The sequence below is a fragment of the Thalassolituus oleivorans MIL-1 genome (genome assembly GCF_000355675.1).
Taxonomy (GTDB): Bacteria; Pseudomonadota; Gammaproteobacteria; order Pseudomonadales; family Oceanobacteraceae; genus Thalassolituus; species Thalassolituus oleivorans.
The window spans coordinates 3,453,794-3,476,517 of sequence record NC_020888.1 but is presented as its reverse complement, the minus strand read 5'-3'; the positions used below and the strand labels follow the sequence as shown (position 1 = coordinate 3,476,517).

The window sequence follows — 22,724 nt, the reverse complement described above, 5'->3', positions numbered from 1 at the left end:
ATGACGACGGCACCGAGACCATCGCCCTCTAATTATTGGTTTAAAGTAAATTCAATCGTTTGTTGAGCGCGTTGCGATTGCGGCTGACCATTGACAATTTTCGGTCGGAATTTCCATCGTTGCATGGCTTGCACAGCCGCGCTGTCAAATAAGCGTGGAGGTTTAGATTCCGTTACTTCCACATCAGCAACCGTGCCATCGGGACGAATGGTTACGGCCATAGTGACATAACCTTCTAGCTTGGCTTGCTTAGCACGTTGCGGGTAAGCGGGCGGTACGCGCACCATAGGTATAACGTCGGTATCAAACCCGGCCATGCCGTTACCTACCTGCATCGTGCCCAATGCTGGACCTTCACCCTGATTAATTCCCATGCCGATATTGGGCATATTCATACTCAGACTCGCTGCAGCGCTGTCGAACGAGTTCGATAGCGCATTATCCGGTGTCGCTGGCGGCGGTGTTTCTGGTGGCGGTGGCGGATCGGGTAGACGCCTATCCTTAGTAGCAACGTCTTGCGACGAAGTATCGACACGAACAAAGTTAAGGTAGGTTTGGTTGCGGTCGGGCTTCTCAAACATACCATCGGTTGCCACCATCAATTGCATGGCTGCAAAAATCAGTAAACCAAACACGATGGCGGCGCCGATACTAACGACGTGTTTTAACACCATTACTTATTCTCCGACGCCACTGACACCGAGGTTGCTCCAGCTAATCGCGCTTGGTCCATCACTTCGATAAGAGCACTGGTGTTTGAATCGCGATCGGCAACGATAATAACGGCGGCACCTGGGTTTTCAGCCAGAGACTTTTCAACGTTCGCCCGTACTGCACGCTTATCCACTTCACGTTTGTCGATAAATACTTGGTTGGCTGCAGTAATTCCTATCTGAATACTATTGGATTCTGATACGACGGATGTCTCTGCATTCGGTCGTGTAACATCTACCCCGGATTCTTTTACAAAAGTTGAGGTGACGATAAAGAAGATCAGCATAATGAAAACCACATCTAGCATCGGCGTTAAGTCGATTTGGTTTTCTTCGTCTTCGTTCATTAAAAACAAATTGTTATTCATACAATTTCCTCACTGATGCGGCGCATCATTAATGTGTCGGCATGCTTTGCTGGGTATTGCGCAGCTCTCTGCTGTAACGACGATTAAGCTCAGTAGCAAACGGAATGGCTAATAACGAAATCACCATCCCAGCCATGGTTGGGATGGTCGCTGCACTGACACCATTGGCCATGGCGCGTGGATTTCCTGATCCCATATACGCCATGACTTCAAATACCTGAATCATCCCAGTGACCGTGCCGAGCAACCCCAACATAGGGAGTAGGGCAATTAAGCCTGTAATGAGTTTTAAATTGCGTAGCATTAAGCAGTCGATCTCGGACACAAGTTGATTGCGAATTTGCAAAGAAAACCAAGAGGTTTTATCGCTATTTGCTTCCCATGCTTGAGCACTTAATCGACGCTGTATTGGATACTCGCGTAGAAAGAACCAGTAACGTTCGAATATTAAATACCAGAGTAAAAATGTCGTGGCTAAAATTGCCCACAGTACTTCTCCTCCAGTATTTAAAAAATCCAAAAGATAGGTTTGCATATCCATTTTGATGTGCCTCTACTTACGACTTATGGCTAGCAATTTCAGCGGCTTTTTGTGCCACCATGCCAGACGCTTGCTCGCCAATGACCTTGCTAAGCTGTTGGTTCTTACTGGTGAGTAAGTTGCTAGCCAGCAATAACGGGATTGCCGCGCATAGCCCTTCGACCGTTGTAATTAAGGCCTGAGAAATACCGCCAGCCATTAACTTAGGATCACCAGTACCAAATAAGGTAATTGCTTGGAAAGTACCAATCATGCCGGTTACTGTGCCTAATAAGCCCATCAACGGTGCAATTGCCGCCATCACTTTGATCGTTGATAAGCCTTTACGCATATCGGTAATGTCTTTAAACACAACTTCATCAAGTTTCTTCGAAATAACATCTAGGTCGTTAAGATGTTTATTTTCGTAGAAGGCAATCATCATGCGGCCCAGCGGATTGTCATCGGATGGATGATCCATATCTTTTAATTGGCGTTTCATGCGTCGAGATACAGCCGATAAACTCAAGAAGCGCATCAGCACGATCAACATACCGACGATACCGACGGCAATAATGGCGTAACCCACTTCTTTACCTTGTTGCACTCGTTCGAAAAGACTTGGCGACTGCACAAGTAATCCGAGTAAAGCGCCACGCGAAGGATCAATAGCGAAGTTAACCTCGCCAGCGGTGCTGCTGATATCGGCAGCAGTATCTTGAATATAACCTGCTGGTTGACGTGACAACTCCACCAGTTGCTGGCTATCGGAAGCGTAACTTAGGTATTTATCGCCTGTGACTATATTAAACGTGCCGACACGAGTGACGGCTGCATCATAGGTTTCACCGCTTGGCTTAACGACTTTTGCATCGAAGCGACTGACGGCAGCAGACTCCGAAATTTCTTGCAGCATTAGTCCCCATAATTGTTGCATTTCAGCAATGGTAGGTACTTCTTTGGCTTTAGCTAAAGTACCGATCTGTGCTGTACGATCAGGAAATTCAACGGTAATTACCGAGTCAAACATCACTTGCTGAGTATCTCCGGCGATTTGGCGAAATACTCCAAATAACTCCCCGAGATTTCCGGTGCGACGATCAAGTTGTGTACTTAATTCGGCTAACGATACTTCGTTATTATCGAATTCAGTTTTCAATTGTGCGCGCAGCTTTTCTTGTTCTGCTAACTGAGCATTGACATCCGATAGCATTTTCTTTTGCTCGCCCGCAGCGGCACGGAAGCGCTGCTCACGTTCGCTGTTGTGTGATGCTTCAGAACTAATGTCTTTAGAGATTTGTTGATATAGCTCTTGCAAAGTATCAGCCTGACTAACGGCGCTAAACGACACTGCTAGCGATAGTGTTAAACCAGTTATTGCTGAAGATAAGCGGGACGATTTTGGTAATAAATTCATGGTAACAACACTCCTTAAAGTGCAGGCGCGTTGACCGGAAGGGTCAGCAGTTCTGGTGGCATTTGTTTGCGGGCTATACGCAGTCCGTCGCGGATGCTATTGCGATGGCTGGAATTTAACATTTCCCAAGCATTACGTTCCGAATCCCAGCGGCCGCTCTCGGAGCCATCCAGTGTTTGGTAATACAAGCCGACACGACCGATGCGTAAGAAATCGACGGTTCTTGGTTCGCTGTTATCGTTTGTTACGAGTACGTCACGATAGGCCTCTATGGTGCGACCAAATTCCATTTCAATCTGATAGGCTTCCATAATGCGGCGATATTTTTCTCCAGCACTGACATTAGCTTGATCAATCAGTATGGTTAGGTTTTCAAAACGTTCTTTTCGATCATTCAATAAGAATGGAACATCCGCTGCGATAATATCTCCTAGCGTTGTGGTCATCTTTAGCATCAAGGGTAAAGCACCCGTTTCAATGCTATCAATGTCATTAATCTGTTGATTAATACTTACAATTTCGCTTTTTTGAGATTCAACTAACTTAGCCATTTGTTTATTAAAAATGGTTAAGCTTTCTAAGCGCTGCGCTGCGACTCTATACTTTTCGAAATCAGACGTGGTTTGATCAACTAAGTTGTTGATTTTTTTTTGGCTGGCAGCAGCACTTTTATCAATTTTTTCTTGCCCAGCTAGGCTGTTTTCTACCGCACTGACCGGCGCTGCAATTAATGCAGATGCGAGCAGTGTTAATGTCAGAGATTGACGCAATACCATAGTAAGCCCCGGTATTTATCGGGAGGTCAGAGACCTCCCCCGTTAGTGAAAAGTGTGACTAGCCAGGTTCAGAATTTAACTGAAGCACTTGCAATAAAGTGACGTGGCAATTCGGGTAGTACGATGGTTGCACCGAATAAGTCTGGGAAGTTAGCGCGGAAGTAGCGTTCGTCGGTTAAGTTTTTACCTTGTAAACCGAAGTTCCAATCTGCCACGCTGTACTTAACTCCGGCGTTGAATACCGTGTAAGAAGGCAATTCAACAGACTTTGAGAAACCAGAGTAAGTTGAGTCGGCATGTACTGCGCTACCAGTAATGTTGAACTTATCTGTAATGGCATACATTGCAGTTAAGCTATACATATTTTCTGGAATACCGGCTTTTTTCGATTCTTCTTCGTTAGCAACAAGATTCAAACCTTTCAGAACATAGCCGTAGTAGAGTGACGGATCACTCACACCGGTTGTATCTTCAGCACCTAGGAATCCAAACTGAGTACCATTTTCTTCAGCGGTTAAGTTAAATACTTCTAGGTGAGTAAATGCACCGGTTAAGGTTAGTTTCTCTGTCGCTAGGAAGCGGAATTCACCTTCAAAACCTTCGCTTTTAGTGGTGTTGTTACTCACTTGGTCTTGCGCTGAATAGTTAGTGCGTTCTTGGGTAAAGTAGGCACTAGAAAGGTATAAACGATCATCGAATAAACTCGCTTTAATACCCACTTCTTTCAGTGTTGAGTCAGCAATGGCATCACCAGATTCGATTAAATCGGGGGATATTTCTGAACCCTGACCAATCACCATAGTGGCTTGCTTAGATGCAGTGATGTACGGCGTTACACCGATAGGCAGCGTATAGGATAAGCTTGCTGTCCATGATGTTGCGCTATCGGAGTCATCTGCGCTTGTGGCGCCACTACCGTCGTGCAGTTTTTCAGCGATATCTTTGCTCTTCATATCGAAGTAATCATAACGAGCACCTAACAACAGGTTTAATCGTTCAGCAAAGGTGTAGTCTGCCAAGAAAGCTAAGCCAATATCCGTGTATTCACCTTCTTTATAACCGGCATAGTCGCTGTCTGTTCTCGTTGCTAATTGCTTGGCGTCTAATGCAGTGGATGGTCCTGTTAGATCGCGGCGGTCGAAGTATTCATAGTCGAAGTCGTCGCCTTGAATAAAGCTGGTATAGCGCACTGATGGCGATATTTGATAGTTCGCTTTGATCGAATCGCCGTGGTCCATTGAGAATGCAAAGATGACCTGATCTTCTATTGCATACGAATCAACGAATTGAGAGAAGCCATAAGCGTTTTCGTTGATGTTTTCGAGCTTCTCGTAAAACAGTTTATTAGTAACACTCGACGTGTCGCTGAAGTCATGAATGGTATCAAAGTACAAGGTACTCACTTTGGTGCGTAAGACGTCGTCTGGTGCTACCAGTGTTTGATTACCTTTGAGCTTAGCCGTTCCGACATTTTCTAATGCCCACGCTGGGTCCATATCGGCATCGGTAGCCGCAGAACCCGGAACAAAGAAGTTGTTGGCTGCAGTGCCTGACCAAGCATCAAATTCATCCGGTGAGTTAAGTCCGTCGCCATTGGTATCAACGCTTTGTGCGGTTCCCGTTATGTATGTGCCGTTATCAATTAAGTCTTGTGTTAGACGGTTCCAACCAGCCACTTGATTGCCGTCGAAATCCTGATACATACCACCAAATTCAACCCGTGTTTTATCGGTTAAATCCATGTTAAAAGAGGCTTGATAAATACTTTGATCGGTTGCTGAGTTGTCATAGTAGCTACCTGAGTTTTCGCTTTCCGCGTAAACGTAATAGCCCAGTTTCTTGCCTGCAATTTCTCCTGGGCCGCCCACTTCTGCCGTCAGTACATTTTTGTCCCAGGTACCTTTAGTAATGCCAATCTCACCCATCGGCTCTTCTAGGTATTGTCCGGTTTCTGCGCGTGCTGATTTAGGTTCGAAGTTTAGATAGCCACCAATTTTTGATGGACCATAAATAGGCGATGCTGGTCCGCGGACGATATCAATGCGATCAGATGCACCAATTGGGGTAGGGTAGTTACCCGGGTTGTTCACACGGCGGACGCCACGAAAATATACTTCGCCCGGTGTGCCGCGCACATCAAGAGAACCGGCAACACCAAAGAATGACTGGGTGAAAGCACCTGGAGAGATTAATACCAAGTCGTCGATATCGGTGATCGCGTAACTGTCCAGCATGCTGGCGCTAACGGAAGTAACACCGCGCGGTGTTTCTAAAATAGTTTTGTTAAAACCAAAAACAGACTTTACCGGCTCAGTTGGCATTATCCCCATTGTGTCTTCGACGGTGCTTTCAGCAGTGTAAGTTTCTAGCTCTACAACATCTTCTTCAGCTGCCGACACCAAGGCTGGTGCAGCGAACGCGAGTCCGATGACAAGGGCTAATTTATTGAGGCGAAAGGATTTTTCATCAGTCATTCTTGCTCCCTCCAGAAAGGATATATTGCAAAAAGTTATTCAAAAATTTGAAGGTTAAAATTGAACTTAATCTGACTTGAGCAATGCATATGCCAAAACCCTGTCCAATTGGTCATATTTTTGAATCCGGATGAAAATAGCTAGAGTCTCAGCTAAAAGTCCGATTTTTTTTATACAAATCGGCTATTTGGTCAGGTTTTTATCAGAAAATGACGAGACCAGATAAAAACGGTTAAGAAGTGTTATGCAGAGTGAAAATAAGGGCGCTAAGTTTGACTTAACTTTGCACTATTTTTGAGCCTTGAAAAAAATAAGGCTCAAAAATAGGCATGCTTTGAGTGACTATTCTTGGACTAAACAAACGCTGTAGTAATTGCATAGGAATTGGTATGACACAGGAGTGACATTCGCTTTCTTTAGCTTTCCTGAGGCCGCTGTATCTTCGAAATGCTTGATGCGTTCTTCGTAAGTTTTGATGAGTGACGCCTTTGTTTTGTCATCGACAAAGCTGTATTTTAGTGAGTTGAGCGAGAGTGTTTTGATCTCCTCCCAGCTCAAATTAAATTCTTTCACAGCAACAAAGAATTCGTCGGTCATATTCGAATCCCACATACCACGGTCATCGGTTGATAGTGCTACAGGAATACCAATGCGCAAGTATTCTGGGAATGGGTGTTGAGAATATTCATCGACGTACTCTAATAGTAGGTTAGAGATAAGATTGATCTCTACCATATAGGGTCCATGACGCATTTCCCTCATCAATTCGTCGTCGGTAATGAGATTAATGCCGTGACCAATGCGATCTGCACCTAAAAGAAGCGTATCGCGAATATGTGAATTTGGTTCGTCGACTTCACCGGCATGAATAGATAACTTCACATTGGTGTATGTGCGGCGCAGCTCTCGCAGTGTTTGCAAAAAGCGCATTGGGTGACCTTTGTCGTTATCTTCACGGCCAACCATATTAACCGCTAGATACAAATCAGAGTGCGCAGAAACAAACTTGTAGTCACGGATTAGTTGCTGTTCGGCGCTGGGTACAAAGCGCAAAATGGATTCTTGCAAGCGCACGGTAACCCCAGTAGCTTTTGCATCCGGTTGTTTTAGCCGCGCTTTAATCATAGCGACAAAGTCTTCGTCGCTGACTTCGGTACCGTCAGCGAGTTGGTAGCCTAAGCTACCCATCATCGGCTCCATATAAATTAAGCCTTCAGCACCAAAGGCTTGCATATTTTTTACTAAAATCTCTAACATCAGGTACGGGTTGTCGGTCAACTCATATAGGCGCTGCCAATGAGTTTGGAAGAATTCGTCACGACCTTCACCTTTGCCGTTTAAACGGATGGCGTTTAAAAATGCCGCTTTTTCTTCGCTATTTAGATCTTCAAGACGTTTGTATTCGCTTTGTTCACATTCTGACATTGTCGTGTAGGTGCGCTCTGTCACGGTTTTAAATAGCAACAAATAAGGGCTACCAGCAAATTCATTGCTGCCATAGGGCACACAGTTGTTGATGGTGGTCTTGGTAAAATAGTGATAACCATTTTTGCTTTGATCTAGGGCTAGGTCGTACCACCACTCGGAACGAGCAGCACCAGAAATATGATTGTGCAAGTCGCCGCCTTTCGGCATGGCATAGAGAAAGGTGTAGAGATCTTTATCGGATGCCGTATTTTTGAATTTTTCAAACCAATCCATATCGGCGTAAGACGATGAGGCGTGCATAGCGGTAGAGCAGATAAGCACTGCGCTTGCTGTAATCTTTTTGAGTGATGAAGCGATACGTTTCATAGCAAGTCCTGAATTAAGGTTGGCTAATGATGGTTTGGAATTCGGTAAACACATCGGCAGGGCGAGTATTCATACATACTTTTGTGGTTTGGCCTGAGCTTGCGGCTACGACCTGTCCGGCGTTGGCAGCATTTAAATGCTGGCGTGCTTTTCCACTGGCTGCGCTCGCTGGCATGGTTAGATCTGAGGTGCCTAAATACGGAGTGTCGCTAGCCTTTTCGACGACGGCGGTTAACGCGATATCTGGTCCTTCGCATAGGGTTGGATTAGCGCTAACAATGGCGGCCATAACATCCCAGAAGTAATACTCTCCGGTATCAATAAACCAGCGATTATTGTCCATAACGCGATCAACAAATTGCCCCGCCGGATCACTGACCATTAGTTTTAAGGCATCGGCAAAACCATGGGTGACGCGTACTTTATTGGTGACATCTAAGCCCACCATGGTTTTATGCAAAGCGCTGGAGAGCACGATTTGAGTCGCCAGAGGATCAATAAAGTAATTCCACTCTGAAACTGTATTTGGATGTCCCGCGGTAAATTTAGGCACAATAATATTGCCCCCTTGCTGATAGCTACCGCCCATCATGATCAGTTCGGCCACTTTACTTTGATCGTCGGGATAACGTTGCAGCCATTGCGCAATGTTCGTTAATGGCCCTACGGCGACGATGGTTAACGGCTGATCGCTATTAATAATGGTTTGATGAATTAATTCGGCAGCATGCAGGCTTGCCTGAACATTAGCGCTGGGATGCTGCAGCCAATGACTCATGTCGATACCCGATAAGGTATCGGAATCAAGGCGCCACGGCTGTGGGAATACAAAATAGCCATCGAGTGGATAATCATCACCACAAGTAATAGGAACAGAGCGGTCGCTCACCAGCTTGAGTAAATTCGTTGCATTATCTAGCCCTGCTTGGCAGTGACTTTCGCCACTGTTTGATACAGTAATCGCGCGAATATCAATGCTAGAATTTTTTTCTAGATATAACAGCGATAACCAATCATCAATGGCCATATCGGTATCGAAAATAATGGCCTTCTTAGCATTATCGGCATGGCTATTTGAGGCTAAGCTTGCAGCGACTAGCAGCAAGTAAAATACGTGTTTAAACATAGGCACTCGGTTATTTAATACTGGTGATGACTAAACCATAGGTTTAAAGGGTTGGCCGATGGAGCGCGGCGCACTCATCTTGGTTTTAGCAGCATCCGAGGATAACCAAACCAAGACTAAAATAGTGGCGACATACGGCAGCATGGCCATGACATTGGGATGTACTTCGAAGCGAGTGCCTTGCAGTACCAAGTGCAAAATACTGGCAAAGCCAAATAACCATGCACCGAGCATGATGCGTTCGGCTTTCCAGCTGGCAAATACTACTAGGGCTAACGCAATCCAGCCGCGTCCTGCGGACATACCTTCGGTCCACATTGGCGTGTATACCAAGGATAAATAAGCACCCGCCATACCGGTCATCGCGCCACCGAACAACACGGCACCATAGCGAATGGTTTGAACTGGAATGCCGATGGCATTGGCGGCTTCCGGATTTTCACCAACCGCGCGAATACTCAAACCCAAACGAGTTGAGCGAAATACCCAATAAATCGCTAAAAATAAGACAAACGATAAATACACGAGAGGGTCATGTTGAAATAGTAGGCGGCCGATTACCGGGATATCGCTTAGTACGGGAATATAAATCGACTGAATGCCTTCTAAGCCAATTCCGACGTAGGAAGCACCAATAAAGGCACTTAAACCACCACCGAAAATCGTGAGTGCCAAACCTGTGGCAATTTGGTTGGTCGCAAGGGTTATCGATAACCAGCCGAATAGCAGCGCCATGGCACTACCGCCGATCATTGCGAGTGCGACTCCTAAGCCATAGGAGCCAGTCACGTAAGCGGCGATAAAACCAACCACAGCACCAACCAATAACATGCCTTCTTGGCCTAGGTTTAATACGCCGGATTTTTCGCACACCATTTCACCTAGGGCAATAAGGATGAGGGGCGTTCCTGTTCGCAGTGTGGCGTATAAAATATTAGTGATTAAATCAATGTCCATTAAAGATCTCCCGTCGCACGAGTACGCGGCGTAAATACAATGCGATAACGAATTAGTAGGTCGGCGGCTAGCATGAAAAAGAGCAGCATGCCTTGGAATAAACCGGTTAACGACTTAGGTAAGCTCATTTCTATTTGAATCATTTCGCCCCCCATAAAGGTAAGCGCGAGTAAAATACTGGCGAGGAAAATACCAACGGGTTGCATGCGTCCAAGAAAGACAACAATGATCGCGGCATAACCATAGCCCGGTGATACTTGTGGAATGAGCTGGCCGATGGGGCCGGTAACTTCTGAAACGCCAGCAAGGCCGGCTAATGCACCGCATGCTAATAAGACAAACCACGTTAATTTTTTCTCGCCAAAACCTGCGTAGCGTGCCGCCTTGGCATCTTCGCCCAGCACCGTAATTTGATAGCCAATCCAACTACGCGCTAACACAAAACCAAGAGTAATAATGGCGATAAAGCTAAAGATTAATGAGATATTTAACCGGTAATCGTCGGCAAATAACGGCAAGATAACCGCATCAGAAAAAGTTGCCGACTCGGGGAAGTTAAAGCCTTCAGGATCTTTTAATGGCCCATGCACGGCATACAACAAGGCATTGAGAGCAATGTAGTTGAGCATGATGGTGGTTAAAATTTCGTTGGCGTTAAACCGAGTTTTTAACCAAGCCGCTAAACCAGCCCACAATAGTCCTGATGCGCTGCCACACAGGAGCACCCAAACTAAGGCCCAGCGTGAGCTGTCTTCGCCAAATTGCAGTGCAGCAGCACTACCGCCCAGCGCGCCCATAATAAATTGCCCTTCGGCACCGATATTCCAAATTTTTGCGCGATAACACAGAGTTAAGCCGGTGGCGCAGAGTAAAAGTGGGGCGACTTTAATTCCCAGTTCCGTAAGGCCATAGATGTCGCTTATCGGTGCTAAAAAGAAGGTATATAGGGCAGTGAGTGGGTTGTGTCCGAGCAGGCCGAACAATAATCCACCGGCGAGCAAGGTCAGGGCGATGGCAATCAGTGGCGATACATAGCCCATGAGTGCGGAGTCATTTTGACGCGCCTGCAACTGAATCATGCGCATTGCTCCTGTTGGTCGCTAAATTCGCCCGCCATCCATTGCCCTAACTGACCAATGCTTACATCATGAGTGGGTTGTATTGGGCTTAGCCGTCCGTCGCAGAGTGCGCCAAGGCGATCGCAAATTTCATACAGTTCGTCGATATCTTCCGAAATAACTAAAATTGCTGCGCCTTGATCCCGCAGTTCAATTAGGGCTTTGCGAATTAAAATAGCGGCACCAATATCCACGCCCCAAGTCGGGTGAGAGCACACGAGTAAATTCGGCTGTTGACGAATTTCTCGGCCAATAATAAATTTTTGTAAGTTACCACCCGATAAGCTTTTTGCTTGAGCGTGAGTGCCAGCGCATTTAACGTTGAAATCGCTAATGACCGCTTCGGCGAAATCGTTCACCTCGTGCTGACGTATCCAGCCGTTGTTAAGCAAGCCGCAGTGACTGCTGCTGAGCAGTGTATTGTCGGTCAGGCTCATATTGGGTACGGCACCACGTCCTAAACGTTCTTCTGGCACAAAGGCAAAACCTAATTCGCGGCGTTGGCTGGCAGACAACTTGCCAATCACATCGCCGTTGAGGATAACCTCGCCGGCTTCGCGCATATCTTCACCGCTGAGCACCGCCATTAATTCTTCTTGGCCATTACCCGCAACCCCAGCAATGCCTAATATCTCGCCCTTTTTTACATCGAACGACACGTCTTTTAACGACATGCCGAACGGATCGACCGGGGTTAGTGATAACGGCTTCACGATTAGCACCGCTTCGCCACCCACCTGTTTGCTAAAACCTTGCTCTAGTGGGGTTTCATCACCCACCATTAAACGGGCTAAGGTCATGCTGTCGCAGGACTTAGGTTCGCAATGACCGGTAACCTTGCCATTGCGTAGCACTGTCGCTTGGTCACATAACGCACGCACTTCATCTAACTTGTGTGAGATGAACAAAATGGCGCAGCCTTCTGCTTTTAGGCGATTGAGGGTGATGAATAGCTGTTCCACCTCTTGCGGCGTAAGGACGGATGTCGGCTCGTCTAAAATCAATAAGCGAATGTCTTGTAGTAAGCACCGTACGATTTCGACACGTTGACGTGCTCCTACTGATAGCGAATGCACGTAACGATCAGGATCAAGTGCCATGCCGTAGTGTTCCGATACTTGGCGAATACGATCACTGAGTGCGCGGCGATTACGGGTTTGGTCTTTCGGGAGGCTGAGAGCGATATTTTCTGCCACCGTTAAGGTTTCGAATAAAGAGAAGTGCTGAAACACCATGCCTATGCCCAATTCGCGTGCATGTGCAGGGCTGCGTATCTGAGTTGGCGTACCTTCCCACAGTAGAGTACCGGCGTCGGCCGCTACGATGCCGTAGATGATTTTCATTAGGGTACTTTTACCGGCCCCGTTTTCACCGAGCAGGGCATGGCATTCGCCCGCCGCTACGGCAAGATGAATATCATCATTGGCAATGCAGCCGGGATATTGTTTGCGGATGCCCCGCAGTTCGAGTCTTGATGTCACGTTAGCTAAACCTGATGGTGCAAGAACAACAGCTTTTAAAAAGCTGACTAGATGGACAAGATGTTAGCAATTAACTTGCCAGTATCTATTCTTGAATAGAATGAGGTTTCAAAATATAAGCTTGACCAGTTGGTCAGGAAATTGCAGGCTGGAAAATAAGGTAAACAAGACGGCTACTCGGGAAACTTCAATCAGCCCAGTCGCTATAGGTGATATCGCACGTTTAACGATCACGCTATGCGCGTTTTAAGCCCGAGTTTCTTGGTATTTTTAACAAGAGTGTAGGATAGACAGTGATACGTTTTAATTTAAATGGTGAATGGATCGAAGATGGGAATATTGACCCCATGTGTACCATTCTCAATTATTTGCGCACTCAAATGGCGCAGACAGACGTCAAGGAAGGTTGCGCAGCCGGTGACTGTGGCGCATGCACTGTTATGCTCGCCAGCCTCGATAACGGTCAACTTTCTTTCTATACGGTCAATGCCTGCATTGCCTTAATGGCGCACCTGCACAATCGCTATATTTTTACTGCGCAGGGTATTGCTCAACAGTCGTTACACCCAGCGCAACAAGCCATGATTGATTTCCATGGATCGCAATGTGGATTTTGTACCCCTGGTATTGTGATGTCGCTAGCGACTCTGTATCAGCAGCGACTGCAACAGGGTATTGATTTAAATATTGTGCCTAGCGATCACGATATTCATGCCGCGTTATCGGGTAATTTATGTCGGTGCACCGGTTATCAGCCTATTGTCTCTGCGGCTCGTCATATGGGTGATTATCCCAAGAGGGATTGTGCTGAGCAGGTACAAGCAGCCGCTGTTGTAGAGTTTGATCCTAATGCAGGCGTTAGCCGTGAGCCGTTGCAGCAGAGTGCCTCCTCACAATTATTTATGCCGCAGACCGAAGCCGAATTAATTGCACTCTTGCAGCAATATCCAACGGCGCAATTATGGGCCGGAGGCACCGACTTAGGGCTCGCGATTACCCAACAATTTAAAACAATGGCGTGCGTTATTGTGCTTGGTCGAGTGCAGGGTTTGTCCTCGATTGAAATACAGAATAAGCAAATGTCGCTGGGTGCTTTGTGCAGCTACAGCGACGTTGAACAAGAATTAACCCCCCGTGTTCCTTCACTCGCCGAGTTAGTGCAACGAATAGGCTCACGCCAAATTCGTAACCTCGGCACTTTGGGGGGCAATATTGCCAACGCATCACCTATCGGCGATATGCCCCCCGCTTTTTTAGCATTAGGAGCGGAAGTAGAAATTAATGGTATTTATGGTCTGCATACCATAGCGCTAGAGCAGTTCTTTACTGGTTATAAGCAAACTCAATTGCGTGCTGGCGAATACATTCGTCGAATTATTTTTAACTTACCGCAAGAAAATGACCATGTATTTCTGTGGAAAATCAGTAAACGTCATGACGATGATATCTCAGCGGTCATGTTTGCCCTCAAACTCAGCATTGAAAATGAGACCATTATTGCGGCTAAGTTAGCATTAGGCGGCATGGCGGCGACACCGATCAGAGCGTATCACGTTGAGTCGGGGTTAATAGGTCAGCCCGTTAATCTAGCAACATTTAAACAGGCAGGCAGCTTGCTTGAGCAAGATTGCAGTCCGATGTCGGATGTCCGCGCGAGTGCGAGCTACCGTCTGCAAGTCGGCAAGAATTTATTGCTACGCGCAGCGCTCGAATTAACCCGTGGGACAGTACAAGCAGAGGTTGCATCATGAGCCACTTCTCTGCATTTCCACCGTCATCCGAAAGTTTTCGTCGTCGCCCAGCGAAAGGCGGGCGTGGTGCCAGCGTTACTCACGATAGCGCTGAGCAGCATGTCACTGGTGCGGCACAATACGTTGATGATATTCCCGAGCTAGCGCGAACATTACACGCGGCGATTGGTAAAAGCCCAGTGGCTAAGGGCACACTAATCCAGTTAGATTTATCTCAGGTGCGCACAGCGGCTGGTGTTGTCGATGTGGTCACCATTGCTGATATGCCAGCGGTAACCGATATTGGCCCTGTGTATCAGGGCGACCCTATTTTAGCAGGGCCGGAATTACAATTTCACGGACAAGCGTTATTTGCAGTTGCTGCTGCTACCTTTATTGAGGCGCGTAAAGCTGTTGCTCTGGCCGCCATTCAAATGGATGAACAAATACCGACACTGACTTTAGAGCAAGCGTTAGCCAGCGGTGAACGGGTGCGACCTGATCATATGATGGTTAAAGGCGATGCGAAAAAAGCGCTCGCCAGTGCGCCAAATACGCTCACCAATACGCTGTATAACAAAGGCCAAGAGCATTTTTATTTAGAGAGCCAAGTCAGTTATGCCGTACCAACGGATGATGGTGGCATGACGATTTATACGTCGTCGCAGCATCCATCAGAAGTACAAAAGCTGGTGGCTGAAGTGCTTGGCATAGCCATGCACAAAGTAACTGTCTTAGTGCGTCGTATGGGAGGTGGTTTTGGCGGTAAAGAAACTCAGGCAGCGCCTTGGGCGTGTTTAGCAGCGGTATTGGCGGTGCGCAATAAACGCCCGGTTAAGCTGCGCTTGGATCGTCAAGACGATATGGTCTTAACGGGCAAGCGCCATGATTTTTTTAGCCGTTGGACCGTGGGTTTTGATGACGAAGGTCAGTTAATTGGGGCCGATATTCATCTTGCGGGATTATGTGGTTTTTCACCGGATTTATCCGATGCCATTGTTGATCGGGCCATGTTTCATGTCGACAACGCCTATAATTTCCCTGCTATGGCTGTGCTTGGCCAGCGGTGCAAAACCAATACCGTATCGAATACCGCATTTCGAGGGTTCGGTGGGCCGCAGGGCATGATTGTTGGCGAAGCCATGATGGATGATATTGCCCGAGCAACAGGACTAGATCCTTTGGATGTTCGTCTAAAAAATCTCTATCAAAATGGCGATAAAACGCACTATGGGCAGCCGATTGAAGATTTTCATATCGAAAGGCTTATGACACAACTTGAGCGAGAGTGTGAATATCGTCAGCGCCGTCACGATATTACGGAATTTAATCAGCAGCATCCGTATTTAAAACGCGGATTGGCGTTAACGCCGGTACGTTTTGGTATTTCATTTACGGTGCAGCATTTAAATCAAGCGGGCGCACTCATTAATATTTATACCGATGGCAGCATTCAAATAAATCATGGTGGCACCGAAATGGGCCAAGGTTTATTTACAAAGGTTGCGCAGGTAGTTGCCAATGAATTTAGCGTTGATCTTGATTACGTGCAGGTAACTGCTACGGCCACTGATAAAGTCCCTAATACCTCGCCAACGGCGGCGTCATCAGGCTCAGATTTAAATGGCAAAGCGGCACAGGCGGCCTGTCAGACTATTAAACAACGGTTAGTTGATTTAGCGGTCGAGCACTTTGGCGTTGCGCCTGATGATGTGCACTTTATTAATAATCATGTTGTGGTCGGCGTTGGTGAGAGTGCGCAATGGTTAACCTTTGCCGAATTCGTACAGCTAGCCTATGAGCAGCGCGTGTCTTTATCTGCAACCGGTTATTATCGTACGCCTAAGATTTTTTATGACCGTGATACTGCGAGTGGCAGACCATTTTATTATTACGCTTTGGGCGCCTCTTGCAGTGAGGTAGAAATTGATACCCTTACTGGCGAATATCGAATATTGCGTACCGATATTTTGCACGATGTTGGCGCGTCGTTAAGCCCTGCGATTGATATCGGTCAAATTGAAGGCGGTTTCGTGCAAGGGATGGGTTGGTTAACGACTGAGGAATTAACGTGGGATGCAAAAGGTAAATTGGCCTCGGCCAGTGCCGCGACGTATAAAATTCCAACGTCGATGGATGTACCTAGCATTTTAAACGTACGCCTGTTTGATCAACCTAACGCAGAAGAAACCATTTATAACTCTAAGGCCGTTGGTGAGCCTCCACTCATGCACGGTATTTCGGTTTGGTGCGCATTACGGGATGCCGCTGCCAGTGTGGCGAATTATGCAATTAATCCACCGTTGGATACGCCAGCAACGCCAGAACGTGTACTTGCTGCGGTGATGGCCTGCCAAGCGCACAATGAAGGCCTTGTGGCGGAGCAGATATCATGAAACCAAGAACTTGGCAGCAAGCGCTTGCCTATTGCGAGCAACAAGGCTGCGCTTATGTGATTGCGACTATTATTGGTCGAGCAGGATCGGCACCGCGAGATCCAGGCAGTAAAATGATCATTACCGCCGATGAGCAATTCGATACGTTAGGCGGCGGTGAACTGGAGTTTTTACTCAGCCAGAAAGCACGGCAGTTATTGTTGCAAAACACATCAACTCAAAGTCTAGAAATGATTCCTCTGGCGGCGCAAGCAGGGCAATGTTGTGGCGGTAGTGTCAGTGTTTTATTGGAATCCTTTTGTGCGCAACGTCCTGTGCTAGCGGTATTTGGTGCAGGTCATGTCGCGCGTGCGTTAATGACGATTGTTCAACACTTACCGATTCAAGTGCACTGGATTGATAGCCGTGAAGAGCAGTTTAAACTCGCGCATTCGTTAGAGTTTCCACCGCAATCTACTCTTAATAGCAACATTAAAATCTTAGTCAGTGACGACCCCGTGGCGTCACTCAATGCTCTACCGAGCGGCGCGCAGCTAGTCATTCTTACTCATAATCATCAGCTCGATTTCGACCTGCTGGTCGCGGCGTTAACGCGTGGAGATTGCAGCTTTGTTGGTTGTATTGGCTCGGATACTAAGCAAGCTCGATTTACTCAACGTTTGCGCCATCAAGGCTTTAGCCCAGAGCAAATCGCAACCGTGACTATGCCCATAGGTCATGCCGATATTCTTGGTAAATTGCCAATGGAGGTCGCAGTATCCATTAGTGCCCAGTTGATAGCCTTGCATCATGGGCAGCAGGATCGCAGCTTGCATCAAGGTATTTCGGCAAAAGAGCTACGCGCAAACGAACATTGGATGGCGTTACGAAAATCGACGACGAGTACAAATCCAACAACTGAAATTTCAACTTTACCGCTCGCGGTGACGGCAGGTCCTTTTTATGAAGAATGAAGTACATCCCTATACACAATGGGTGGATTTAGCGAGTCGTCAATTAGGCGGACAAGTACTGCAATCGAGCGATGATTTTTTTGCCGAAATGGAGAATTTAATCAAACCCGAAGCACCGGTATTTATCGACGGTAAATATACCGACCGTGGTAAATGGATGGATGGTTGGGAAAGTCGACGTAAGCGCGAAGAAGGCCACGATTGGGCCATATTACGCTTAGGTGCCGCTGGGAATATTGTTGGCTTTAATGTTTGTACACGTTTTTTTGCCGGTAACGCGCCGAAACAGATTTCCATTGAAGCTTGTTACTCCGCTGAGACACCAAACGCAGATACCGAATGGACCATGTTGATCGAGCAGCTTGATGTTCAGCCCGACAGCGACAACTTTATTGATGTTGGTCACGGCGCAGATTCGGTTTGGAGCCATCTGCGATTAAATATCTTTCCTGACGGTGGCGTTGCTCGTTTACGCGTTTATGGCAAAGCTGTTCTCAATAAAGATTGGCTACTACCGAACGAACCCGTTGATCTGGCAGCAGTTAACAATGGTGCTCGGCCGTTAATGTGCAGTGATATGTTTTTTAGCTCAATGAATAATTTATTAATGCCGGGTCGAGGCGTCAATATGGGCGATGGCTGGGAAACAAAACGCCGTCGCGGTGGCCGAGAAACCGACTGGATCATTATTGCCTTAGCGGCTCCTGGTACTTTGCATAAAGTATGTGTTGATACCGCGTACTTTAAGGGCAATTTCCCTCATTCATTCACTTTAGATGCGCTCTATATGCCGAGTGGCGAAGTTCATCCTGATAGCGCCTGGCAACCTGTAATCGAACGACAATTACTCAGCGCTGACTCTGAGCATTTTTACCGAAACGAAGTTATTAACACTGAGCAAGTATTCACCCATATTCGCCTGAGTATTTATCCTGATGGTGGCGTTAGTCGATTACGAGTGATTGGCTATCCAGTGTCAGAGGAGTGAAGCAATGGCGACCAAGTTAACGCTCGATGAATTAAATAGCTTGCCTGATCGCGAAGCCGCGATTGCGTTGCGTCGTTGCTGCGCAGCAGAAGCTTGGGTGTTGGCATTGGTGAATGCACGACCATTTACCTCCATCGAGCAGTTATTAAAGAAAGCCGAAGATGTGTGGTGGAACCTGCATGAAGGCGATTTTATGGAAGCCTTCAGTGCGCACCCGAAAATCGGTGATGTCAGCTCGTTACGGGCTAAGTATGCAGACACCCACGCATTAGCGGCAAACGAGCAGCAGGGCGCTCATCAAGCAGACGACAGTGTACTTGAGGCATTGGCTGCGGGAAATAAAGCCTATGAAGATAAATTTGGTTTTATTTTTATCGTTTGTGCTACCGGTAAAAGTGCAGAAGAAATGCTGACGTTATTACAGCAGCGTTTGCCAAATAGTCATGTGCAAGAAGTACGTAATGCTGCAGAAAATCAGGCGTTAATTACCGCCATTAGATTAAATAAATTGCTAGGCAGTAGCGTGAATTAAGGTTGGAGTAAAACGATGCAGCGAAGCCCTATTACCACTCATATTCTTGATACCAACTTAGGTAAACCCGCCGCCGATGTGACGGTGCGTTTGTGGATGGAGCGCAATGGCACTTGGGAAGCCGTCGCAGAAGCCACCACTGATCAAGACGGCCGCATTAATTATTGGCTAGGCAATCAAGAGCGTTTATGCGGTGATTACCGTATTGAGTTTGAAGTTAAAGAATATTTTCAACGACAAAAAGTCGCGACGTTATATCCGCGAGTTGATATTTATTTCACCGTGACAGATGCAAATCAGCATTACCACATTCCTTTGCTGATTACGGCGAATGGTTATTCGACGTACAGAGGCTCTTGAGGATGCGGAAGATTGATTTATTGCCCGAGCCATTAACGGCTAGTCGTTTTGCTCAATTCGGCGAGGTCATTAGTGCGAATGGTGCCTCCTATCCTATTAATGGTGGCACTACACAAAGATTTCATCGCCAAGCCACGGTAGAGCGTAATGACGGCGAGGCCATTATCAGTGTATTTCAGGCGCAACCGCGCAGCCTGCCTATGAAGATTACTATGATGGAACGTCATCCGCTCGGTAGTCAGGCATTTTTCCCCTGTGACGATCAACCTTATTTGGTTTTGGTGTGCTTAGGTGACAATGCGCCGGATCCAGATACTTTGCGCCTATTTAGTGTTCAGGGGCAGGGTGTTAATTACCATGCAGGTACTTGGCATTTTCCGCTGTTGTCGTTAGAGGCGGTGCGTAATTTTTGGGTGGTTGATCGAGTGGGGCACGGTAATAATTTAGACGAACACTCTTTCAGCGATGATGTTGAAATTACTATTAGCGAATACAGGAGTCATTCTGAATGACCTTGCAGGCACACTGCGCCGCGGTTTTGCATTATACCGCCTCTTCATCAGCAGACTTATCATCTACACATGCTTTTCAGCCACATTATTTTCCCGATGGCGCTTTAGCTATTGATACCGATAGCGGACGCGTTGTTGCTTGTGGTGATGCAGAATCGGTATTAGCAAATTATCCGGGTATTGAGATTAAGACCTACGACAATGCCTTAATTATGCCGGGCATGATCGATACTCATATTCATTATCCGCAAGTGGATGTCATCGCTTCGTATGGTGAACAATTACTTGATTGGTTAAATAATTACACCTTTCCGGCTGAGCAGGCGTTTGCTGATGAGCAATATGCCGCGGCTACCGCTGACTTTTTTTTGGATGAACTTGCCCGCAATGGCACAACCACGGCGCTCGTTTTTGGCACCGTACATCCACAATCGGTGGACGCTTTCTTTAGCGCCAGTCACCAACGCAATATGCGTATGATCTGCGGTAAAGTGATGATGGATCGCAATGCGCCACATGCATTGTGTGATACGGCTGATAGCAGTCTTACGCAGTCGCGAGAACTTATAGAGCGCTGGCATGGTAAAGGTCGCCAACAGTATGCCGTAACCCCGCGCTTTGCGATTACGTCGACGCGCGAGCAATTGGAGGTTGCTGGGCAACTTTTAAAAGAATATCCGACCGTCACCTTGCAAACTCACTTAGCTGAAAATCTCGACGAAATTGCTTTTGTTGAAGAGCTATTCCCCGAACGCGCCAGCTATCTCGATGTGTATGATTATTATGGTTTATTAGGGCCGCGCAGTGTTTTTGCGCATGGGGTACATCTTACCGATACCGATTATCAACGATTGAGTGAAAGCGGTAGCCACCTTGCCTTTTGTCCAACGTCGAATTTGTTTTTAGGCAGCGGTTTATTTCGCTTACATAAACAGCCGCATCCGGTCAGTGTTGGCTTAGCCTCTGATGTGGGTGGTGGCACGAGTATGTCGATGCTGCAGACATTGAGCGAAGCGTACAAAATTTGCCAGTTAAACGGCACCAGCCTGAGCGCCCATGAAGCTTTTTATCGGGTAACTCAAGGCAATGCCCAAGTTCTCGGGTTAGATCACTGTATTGGTAGTTTTAATTCAGGTAACGAAGCGGATTTTATCGTCCTTGATCTAAATGCCACGCCATTAATGCAGCGCCGACAAAGTACCTGCCACACCATAGAAGAACGCTTATTTGCTTTAATGGTACTAGGCGATGACCGAGCCATTGCCGCTACGTTCGTTGCTGGCCAATGCCTGTACCGAAAAGTTAGCAATAAGGAGTTGTCGAACTAATGGAAGCATACATCTTCGAATGGCTGAGTTTGTTTTTTCGTTGGTTTCACGTCATTGCCGGTATCGCTTGGATTGGTGCTTCTTTTTACTTTATTTGGCTCGATTTAAGTTTGCGCGAACCGCCGGAGTGGAAAAAAGAAAAGGGGATTAAAGGTGATTTGTGGGCAATTCACGGTGGCGGCTTTTATGAAGTCGCTAAGTACCAGCTTGGTCCACAAACCATGCCGAAGAAACTCCATTGGTTTAAATGGGAAGCCTACACGACTTGGTTAACGGGTTTTTCTTTATTAGCCATTATTTATTACTGGGGTGCTAATCAATACTTATTAGATCCGCAAAAGATGGTACTAACACAGGTTCATGGTATCGGCATAAGCCTTGGATTTCTACTCGCTGGCGTCGGTATTTACGAAGTGATGGTACGCAGTGCCTTGCGACATTGGCCACGAGTGTTTGGCGCGATTCTATTCTCGCTGTTGGTATTTTCGGCTTGGGCGCTTGATCAGATATTCAGCGATCGTGCCGCCTATCTGCATATCGGTGCTTTAATCGGCACGATTATGGTCGGTAATGTGAAACTCGGCATTATGCCTGCCCAGTGCGAACTTGTGCGCGCAGTGGAAGCGGGGGAAGTTCCGAATGCCGAATATGCGGCGTTCGCTAAGCTGCGTTCTACGCACAATAACTATTTCACATTGCCTTTGATCTTTTTAATGATCAGCAATCACTATCCTATGACCTACGGACATGAATACCCTTGGTTAGTGCTGGCAGCAATTGGTGGTTTAGCTGCATTTGTTCGTCATTACTTTAATTTAAAACATCAAGATCAACATAAGCCATGGATTTTAGTCGTTGGCATAATTGGTTTGCTGTTAGTTGCTGCTTGGATGACACCTATGCATTTGCGCCAAGCGTCGACCGCTGCTGTTATCAACGATACGCAAGCGCTAGCGTTAGTTCAGGTGCATTGTGCCGGCTGCCACGCGGATGTGCCGACACAAGCGGGATTTGCTACGGCTCCCGCTGGTATCGTATTAGCCCACGTCGAGCAGTTGCAGCAATTTAGCCCGCGAATTGTTACGGCCTTACAAACGGGTTATATGCCGTTGGGTAATATGAAGGGTATGACTGAGCAAGAGCGTTCAGAATTAATTCAGTGGCTAACACGTTAGCCCTGA

At 46.9% G+C, this 22,724-nt stretch carries 20 protein-coding genes; 9 read left to right on the top strand and 11 right to left on the bottom strand.

Translation table 11 applies throughout. The annotated features are described in order from the left end of the window. Positions 1-32: 32 nt before the first annotated feature. From TOL_RS15915 to TOL_RS15865, 11 genes are all read right to left on the bottom strand, one after another. Positions 33-674 (bottom strand): energy transducer TonB, encoded by a 642-nt coding sequence (locus TOL_RS15915; protein ID WP_015488394.1) that lies wholly within the window; start codon positions 672-674, stop codon positions 33-35. Continuing rightward, positions 674-1,081: an ExbD/TolR family protein gene (locus TOL_RS15910; RefSeq protein ID WP_015488393.1), complete on the bottom strand. Its 408-nt coding sequence runs from the start codon at positions 1,079-1,081 to the stop codon at positions 674-676. The genes TOL_RS15915 and TOL_RS15910 overlap by 1 nt, the downstream gene beginning before the upstream one ends. 28 nt (positions 1,082-1,109) lie before the next feature. After that, positions 1,110-1,622, bottom strand: coding sequence for a MotA/TolQ/ExbB proton channel family protein (locus tag TOL_RS15905; RefSeq protein WP_015488392.1), 513 nt, complete (start codon positions 1,620-1,622; stop codon positions 1,110-1,112). 16 nt (positions 1,623-1,638) lie between these two features. Then, positions 1,639-3,018 (bottom strand): MotA/TolQ/ExbB proton channel family protein, encoded by a 1,380-nt coding sequence (locus TOL_RS15900; protein ID WP_015488391.1) that lies wholly within the window; start codon positions 3,016-3,018, stop codon positions 1,639-1,641. A 14-nt stretch (positions 3,019-3,032) separates the two neighbouring features. Then, positions 3,033-3,794 (bottom strand): DUF3450 domain-containing protein, encoded by a 762-nt coding sequence (locus tag TOL_RS15895; RefSeq protein WP_015488390.1) that lies wholly within the window; start codon positions 3,792-3,794, stop codon positions 3,033-3,035. Positions 3,795-3,862: 68 nt separating this feature from the next. Next, complete coding sequence (locus TOL_RS15890) at positions 3,863-6,268, bottom strand: TonB-dependent siderophore receptor (RefSeq protein ID WP_015488389.1); 2,406 nt, start codon at positions 6,266-6,268, stop codon at positions 3,863-3,865. A gap of 342 nt (positions 6,269-6,610) precedes the next feature. Next, positions 6,611-8,062, bottom strand: a complete 1,452-nt coding sequence (locus tag TOL_RS15885) for an adenosine deaminase family protein (protein ID WP_015488388.1) — start codon at positions 8,060-8,062, stop codon at positions 6,611-6,613. Positions 8,063-8,075: 13 nt separating this feature from the next. Next, the gene (locus TOL_RS15880; RefSeq protein WP_015488387.1) at positions 8,076-9,188 is read right to left on the bottom strand and encodes a nucleoside hydrolase; all 1,113 of its coding nucleotides are present in this window, start codon (positions 9,186-9,188) and stop codon (positions 8,076-8,078) included. A gap of 30 nt (positions 9,189-9,218) precedes the next feature. After that, positions 9,219-10,145 carry an ABC transporter permease gene (locus TOL_RS15875; protein WP_015488386.1) on the bottom strand — a complete coding sequence of 309 codons (927 nt, stop codon included), beginning with the start codon at positions 10,143-10,145 and terminating at the stop codon, positions 9,219-9,221. Beyond that, complete coding sequence (locus TOL_RS15870; protein ID WP_015488385.1) at positions 10,145-11,224, bottom strand: ABC transporter permease; 1,080 nt, start codon at positions 11,222-11,224, stop codon at positions 10,145-10,147. The genes TOL_RS15875 and TOL_RS15870 overlap by 1 nt, the downstream gene beginning before the upstream one ends. Next, positions 11,221-12,744, bottom strand: a complete 1,524-nt coding sequence (locus tag TOL_RS15865; RefSeq protein ID WP_015488384.1) for an ABC transporter ATP-binding protein — start codon at positions 12,742-12,744, stop codon at positions 11,221-11,223. Before TOL_RS15865 ends, TOL_RS15870 begins: the two co-directional genes overlap by 4 nt. 293 nt (positions 12,745-13,037) lie before the next feature. Here TOL_RS15865 and xdhA point away from each other — a divergent pair, with 293 nt between their 5' ends. Genes xdhA through TOL_RS15820 form a run of 9 tightly spaced genes read left to right on the top strand, consistent with a single transcriptional unit; the run spans position 13,038 to position 22,718 of the window. Further along, positions 13,038-14,495 (top strand): xanthine dehydrogenase small subunit, encoded by a 1,458-nt coding sequence (gene xdhA, locus TOL_RS15860; RefSeq protein ID WP_015488383.1) that lies wholly within the window; start codon positions 13,038-13,040, stop codon positions 14,493-14,495. After that, entirely contained in the window at positions 14,492-16,870 is a 2,379-nt protein-coding gene (gene xdhB / locus TOL_RS15855) for a xanthine dehydrogenase molybdopterin binding subunit (RefSeq protein ID WP_015488382.1), read from the top strand. Before xdhA ends, xdhB begins: the two co-directional genes overlap by 4 nt. Next, positions 16,867-17,823, top strand: a complete 957-nt coding sequence (gene xdhC, locus TOL_RS15850) for a xanthine dehydrogenase accessory protein XdhC (RefSeq protein WP_015488381.1) — start codon at positions 16,867-16,869, stop codon at positions 17,821-17,823. Before xdhB ends, xdhC begins: the two co-directional genes overlap by 4 nt. Next, entirely contained in the window at positions 17,813-18,811 is a 999-nt protein-coding gene (gene alc / locus TOL_RS15845; protein ID WP_015488380.1) for an allantoicase, read from the top strand. Before xdhC ends, alc begins: the two co-directional genes overlap by 11 nt. Before the next feature lie 4 nt (positions 18,812-18,815). Then, complete coding sequence (uraD, locus tag TOL_RS15840; protein WP_015488379.1) at positions 18,816-19,343, top strand: 2-oxo-4-hydroxy-4-carboxy-5-ureidoimidazoline decarboxylase; 528 nt, start codon at positions 18,816-18,818, stop codon at positions 19,341-19,343. 15 nt (positions 19,344-19,358) lie between these two features. Next, the gene (gene uraH / locus TOL_RS15835; RefSeq protein ID WP_015488378.1) at positions 19,359-19,703 is read left to right on the top strand and encodes a hydroxyisourate hydrolase; all 345 of its coding nucleotides are present in this window, start codon (positions 19,359-19,361) and stop codon (positions 19,701-19,703) included. A 2-nt stretch (positions 19,704-19,705) separates the two neighbouring features. Then, entirely contained in the window at positions 19,706-20,215 is a 510-nt protein-coding gene (locus tag TOL_RS15830) for an ureidoglycolate lyase (protein WP_015488377.1), read from the top strand. Continuing rightward, entirely contained in the window at positions 20,212-21,543 is a 1,332-nt protein-coding gene (gene guaD / locus TOL_RS15825) for a guanine deaminase (RefSeq protein ID WP_015488376.1), read from the top strand. The genes TOL_RS15830 and guaD overlap by 4 nt, the downstream gene beginning before the upstream one ends. After that, complete coding sequence (locus TOL_RS15820) at positions 21,543-22,718, top strand: urate hydroxylase PuuD (RefSeq protein WP_015488375.1); 1,176 nt, start codon at positions 21,543-21,545, stop codon at positions 22,716-22,718. The genes guaD and TOL_RS15820 overlap by 1 nt, the downstream gene beginning before the upstream one ends. The last annotated feature ends 6 nt before the right edge of the window (positions 22,719-22,724 follow it).

What these genes read in the sequence shown, in the direction of transcription:
- alc (WP_015488380.1), top strand. Translation starts at nt 17,813, where the DNA reads ATGAAGAATGAAGTACATCCCTATACACAATGGGTGGATTTAGCGAGT.
- TOL_RS15885 (WP_015488388.1), bottom strand. Translation starts at nt 8,062, where the DNA reads ATGAAACGTATCGCTTCATCACTCAAAAAGATTACAGCAAGCGCAGTG.
- TOL_RS15915 (WP_015488394.1), bottom strand. Translation starts at nt 674, where the DNA reads ATGGTGTTAAAACACGTCGTTAGTATCGGCGCCGCCATCGTGTTTGGT.
- TOL_RS15910 (WP_015488393.1), bottom strand. Translation starts at nt 1,081, where the DNA reads ATGAATAACAATTTGTTTTTAATGAACGAAGACGAAGAAAACCAAATC.
- guaD (WP_015488376.1), top strand. Translation starts at nt 20,212, where the DNA reads ATGACCTTGCAGGCACACTGCGCCGCGGTTTTGCATTATACCGCCTCT.
- TOL_RS15870 (WP_015488385.1), bottom strand. Translation starts at nt 11,224, where the DNA reads ATGATTCAGTTGCAGGCGCGTCAAAATGACTCCGCACTCATGGGCTAT.
- uraH (WP_015488378.1), top strand. Translation starts at nt 19,359, where the DNA reads ATGCAGCGAAGCCCTATTACCACTCATATTCTTGATACCAACTTAGGT.
- uraD (WP_015488379.1), top strand. Translation starts at nt 18,816, where the DNA reads ATGGCGACCAAGTTAACGCTCGATGAATTAAATAGCTTGCCTGATCGC.
- TOL_RS15830 (WP_015488377.1), top strand. Translation starts at nt 19,706, where the DNA reads ATGCGGAAGATTGATTTATTGCCCGAGCCATTAACGGCTAGTCGTTTT.
- TOL_RS15895 (WP_015488390.1), bottom strand. Translation starts at nt 3,794, where the DNA reads ATGGTATTGCGTCAATCTCTGACATTAACACTGCTCGCATCTGCATTA.
- xdhB (WP_015488382.1), top strand. Translation starts at nt 14,492, where the DNA reads ATGAGCCACTTCTCTGCATTTCCACCGTCATCCGAAAGTTTTCGTCGT.
- TOL_RS15900 (WP_015488391.1), bottom strand. Translation starts at nt 3,018, where the DNA reads ATGAATTTATTACCAAAATCGTCCCGCTTATCTTCAGCAATAACTGGT.
- TOL_RS15890 (WP_015488389.1), bottom strand. Translation starts at nt 6,268, where the DNA reads ATGACTGATGAAAAATCCTTTCGCCTCAATAAATTAGCCCTTGTCATC.
- TOL_RS15880 (WP_015488387.1), bottom strand. Translation starts at nt 9,188, where the DNA reads ATGTTTAAACACGTATTTTACTTGCTGCTAGTCGCTGCAAGCTTAGCC.
- TOL_RS15875 (WP_015488386.1), bottom strand. Translation starts at nt 10,145, where the DNA reads ATGGACATTGATTTAATCACTAATATTTTATACGCCACACTGCGAACA.
- TOL_RS15820 (WP_015488375.1), top strand. Translation starts at nt 21,543, where the DNA reads ATGGAAGCATACATCTTCGAATGGCTGAGTTTGTTTTTTCGTTGGTTT.
- xdhC (WP_015488381.1), top strand. Translation starts at nt 16,867, where the DNA reads ATGAAACCAAGAACTTGGCAGCAAGCGCTTGCCTATTGCGAGCAACAA.
- TOL_RS15905 (WP_015488392.1), bottom strand. Translation starts at nt 1,622, where the DNA reads ATGGATATGCAAACCTATCTTTTGGATTTTTTAAATACTGGAGGAGAA.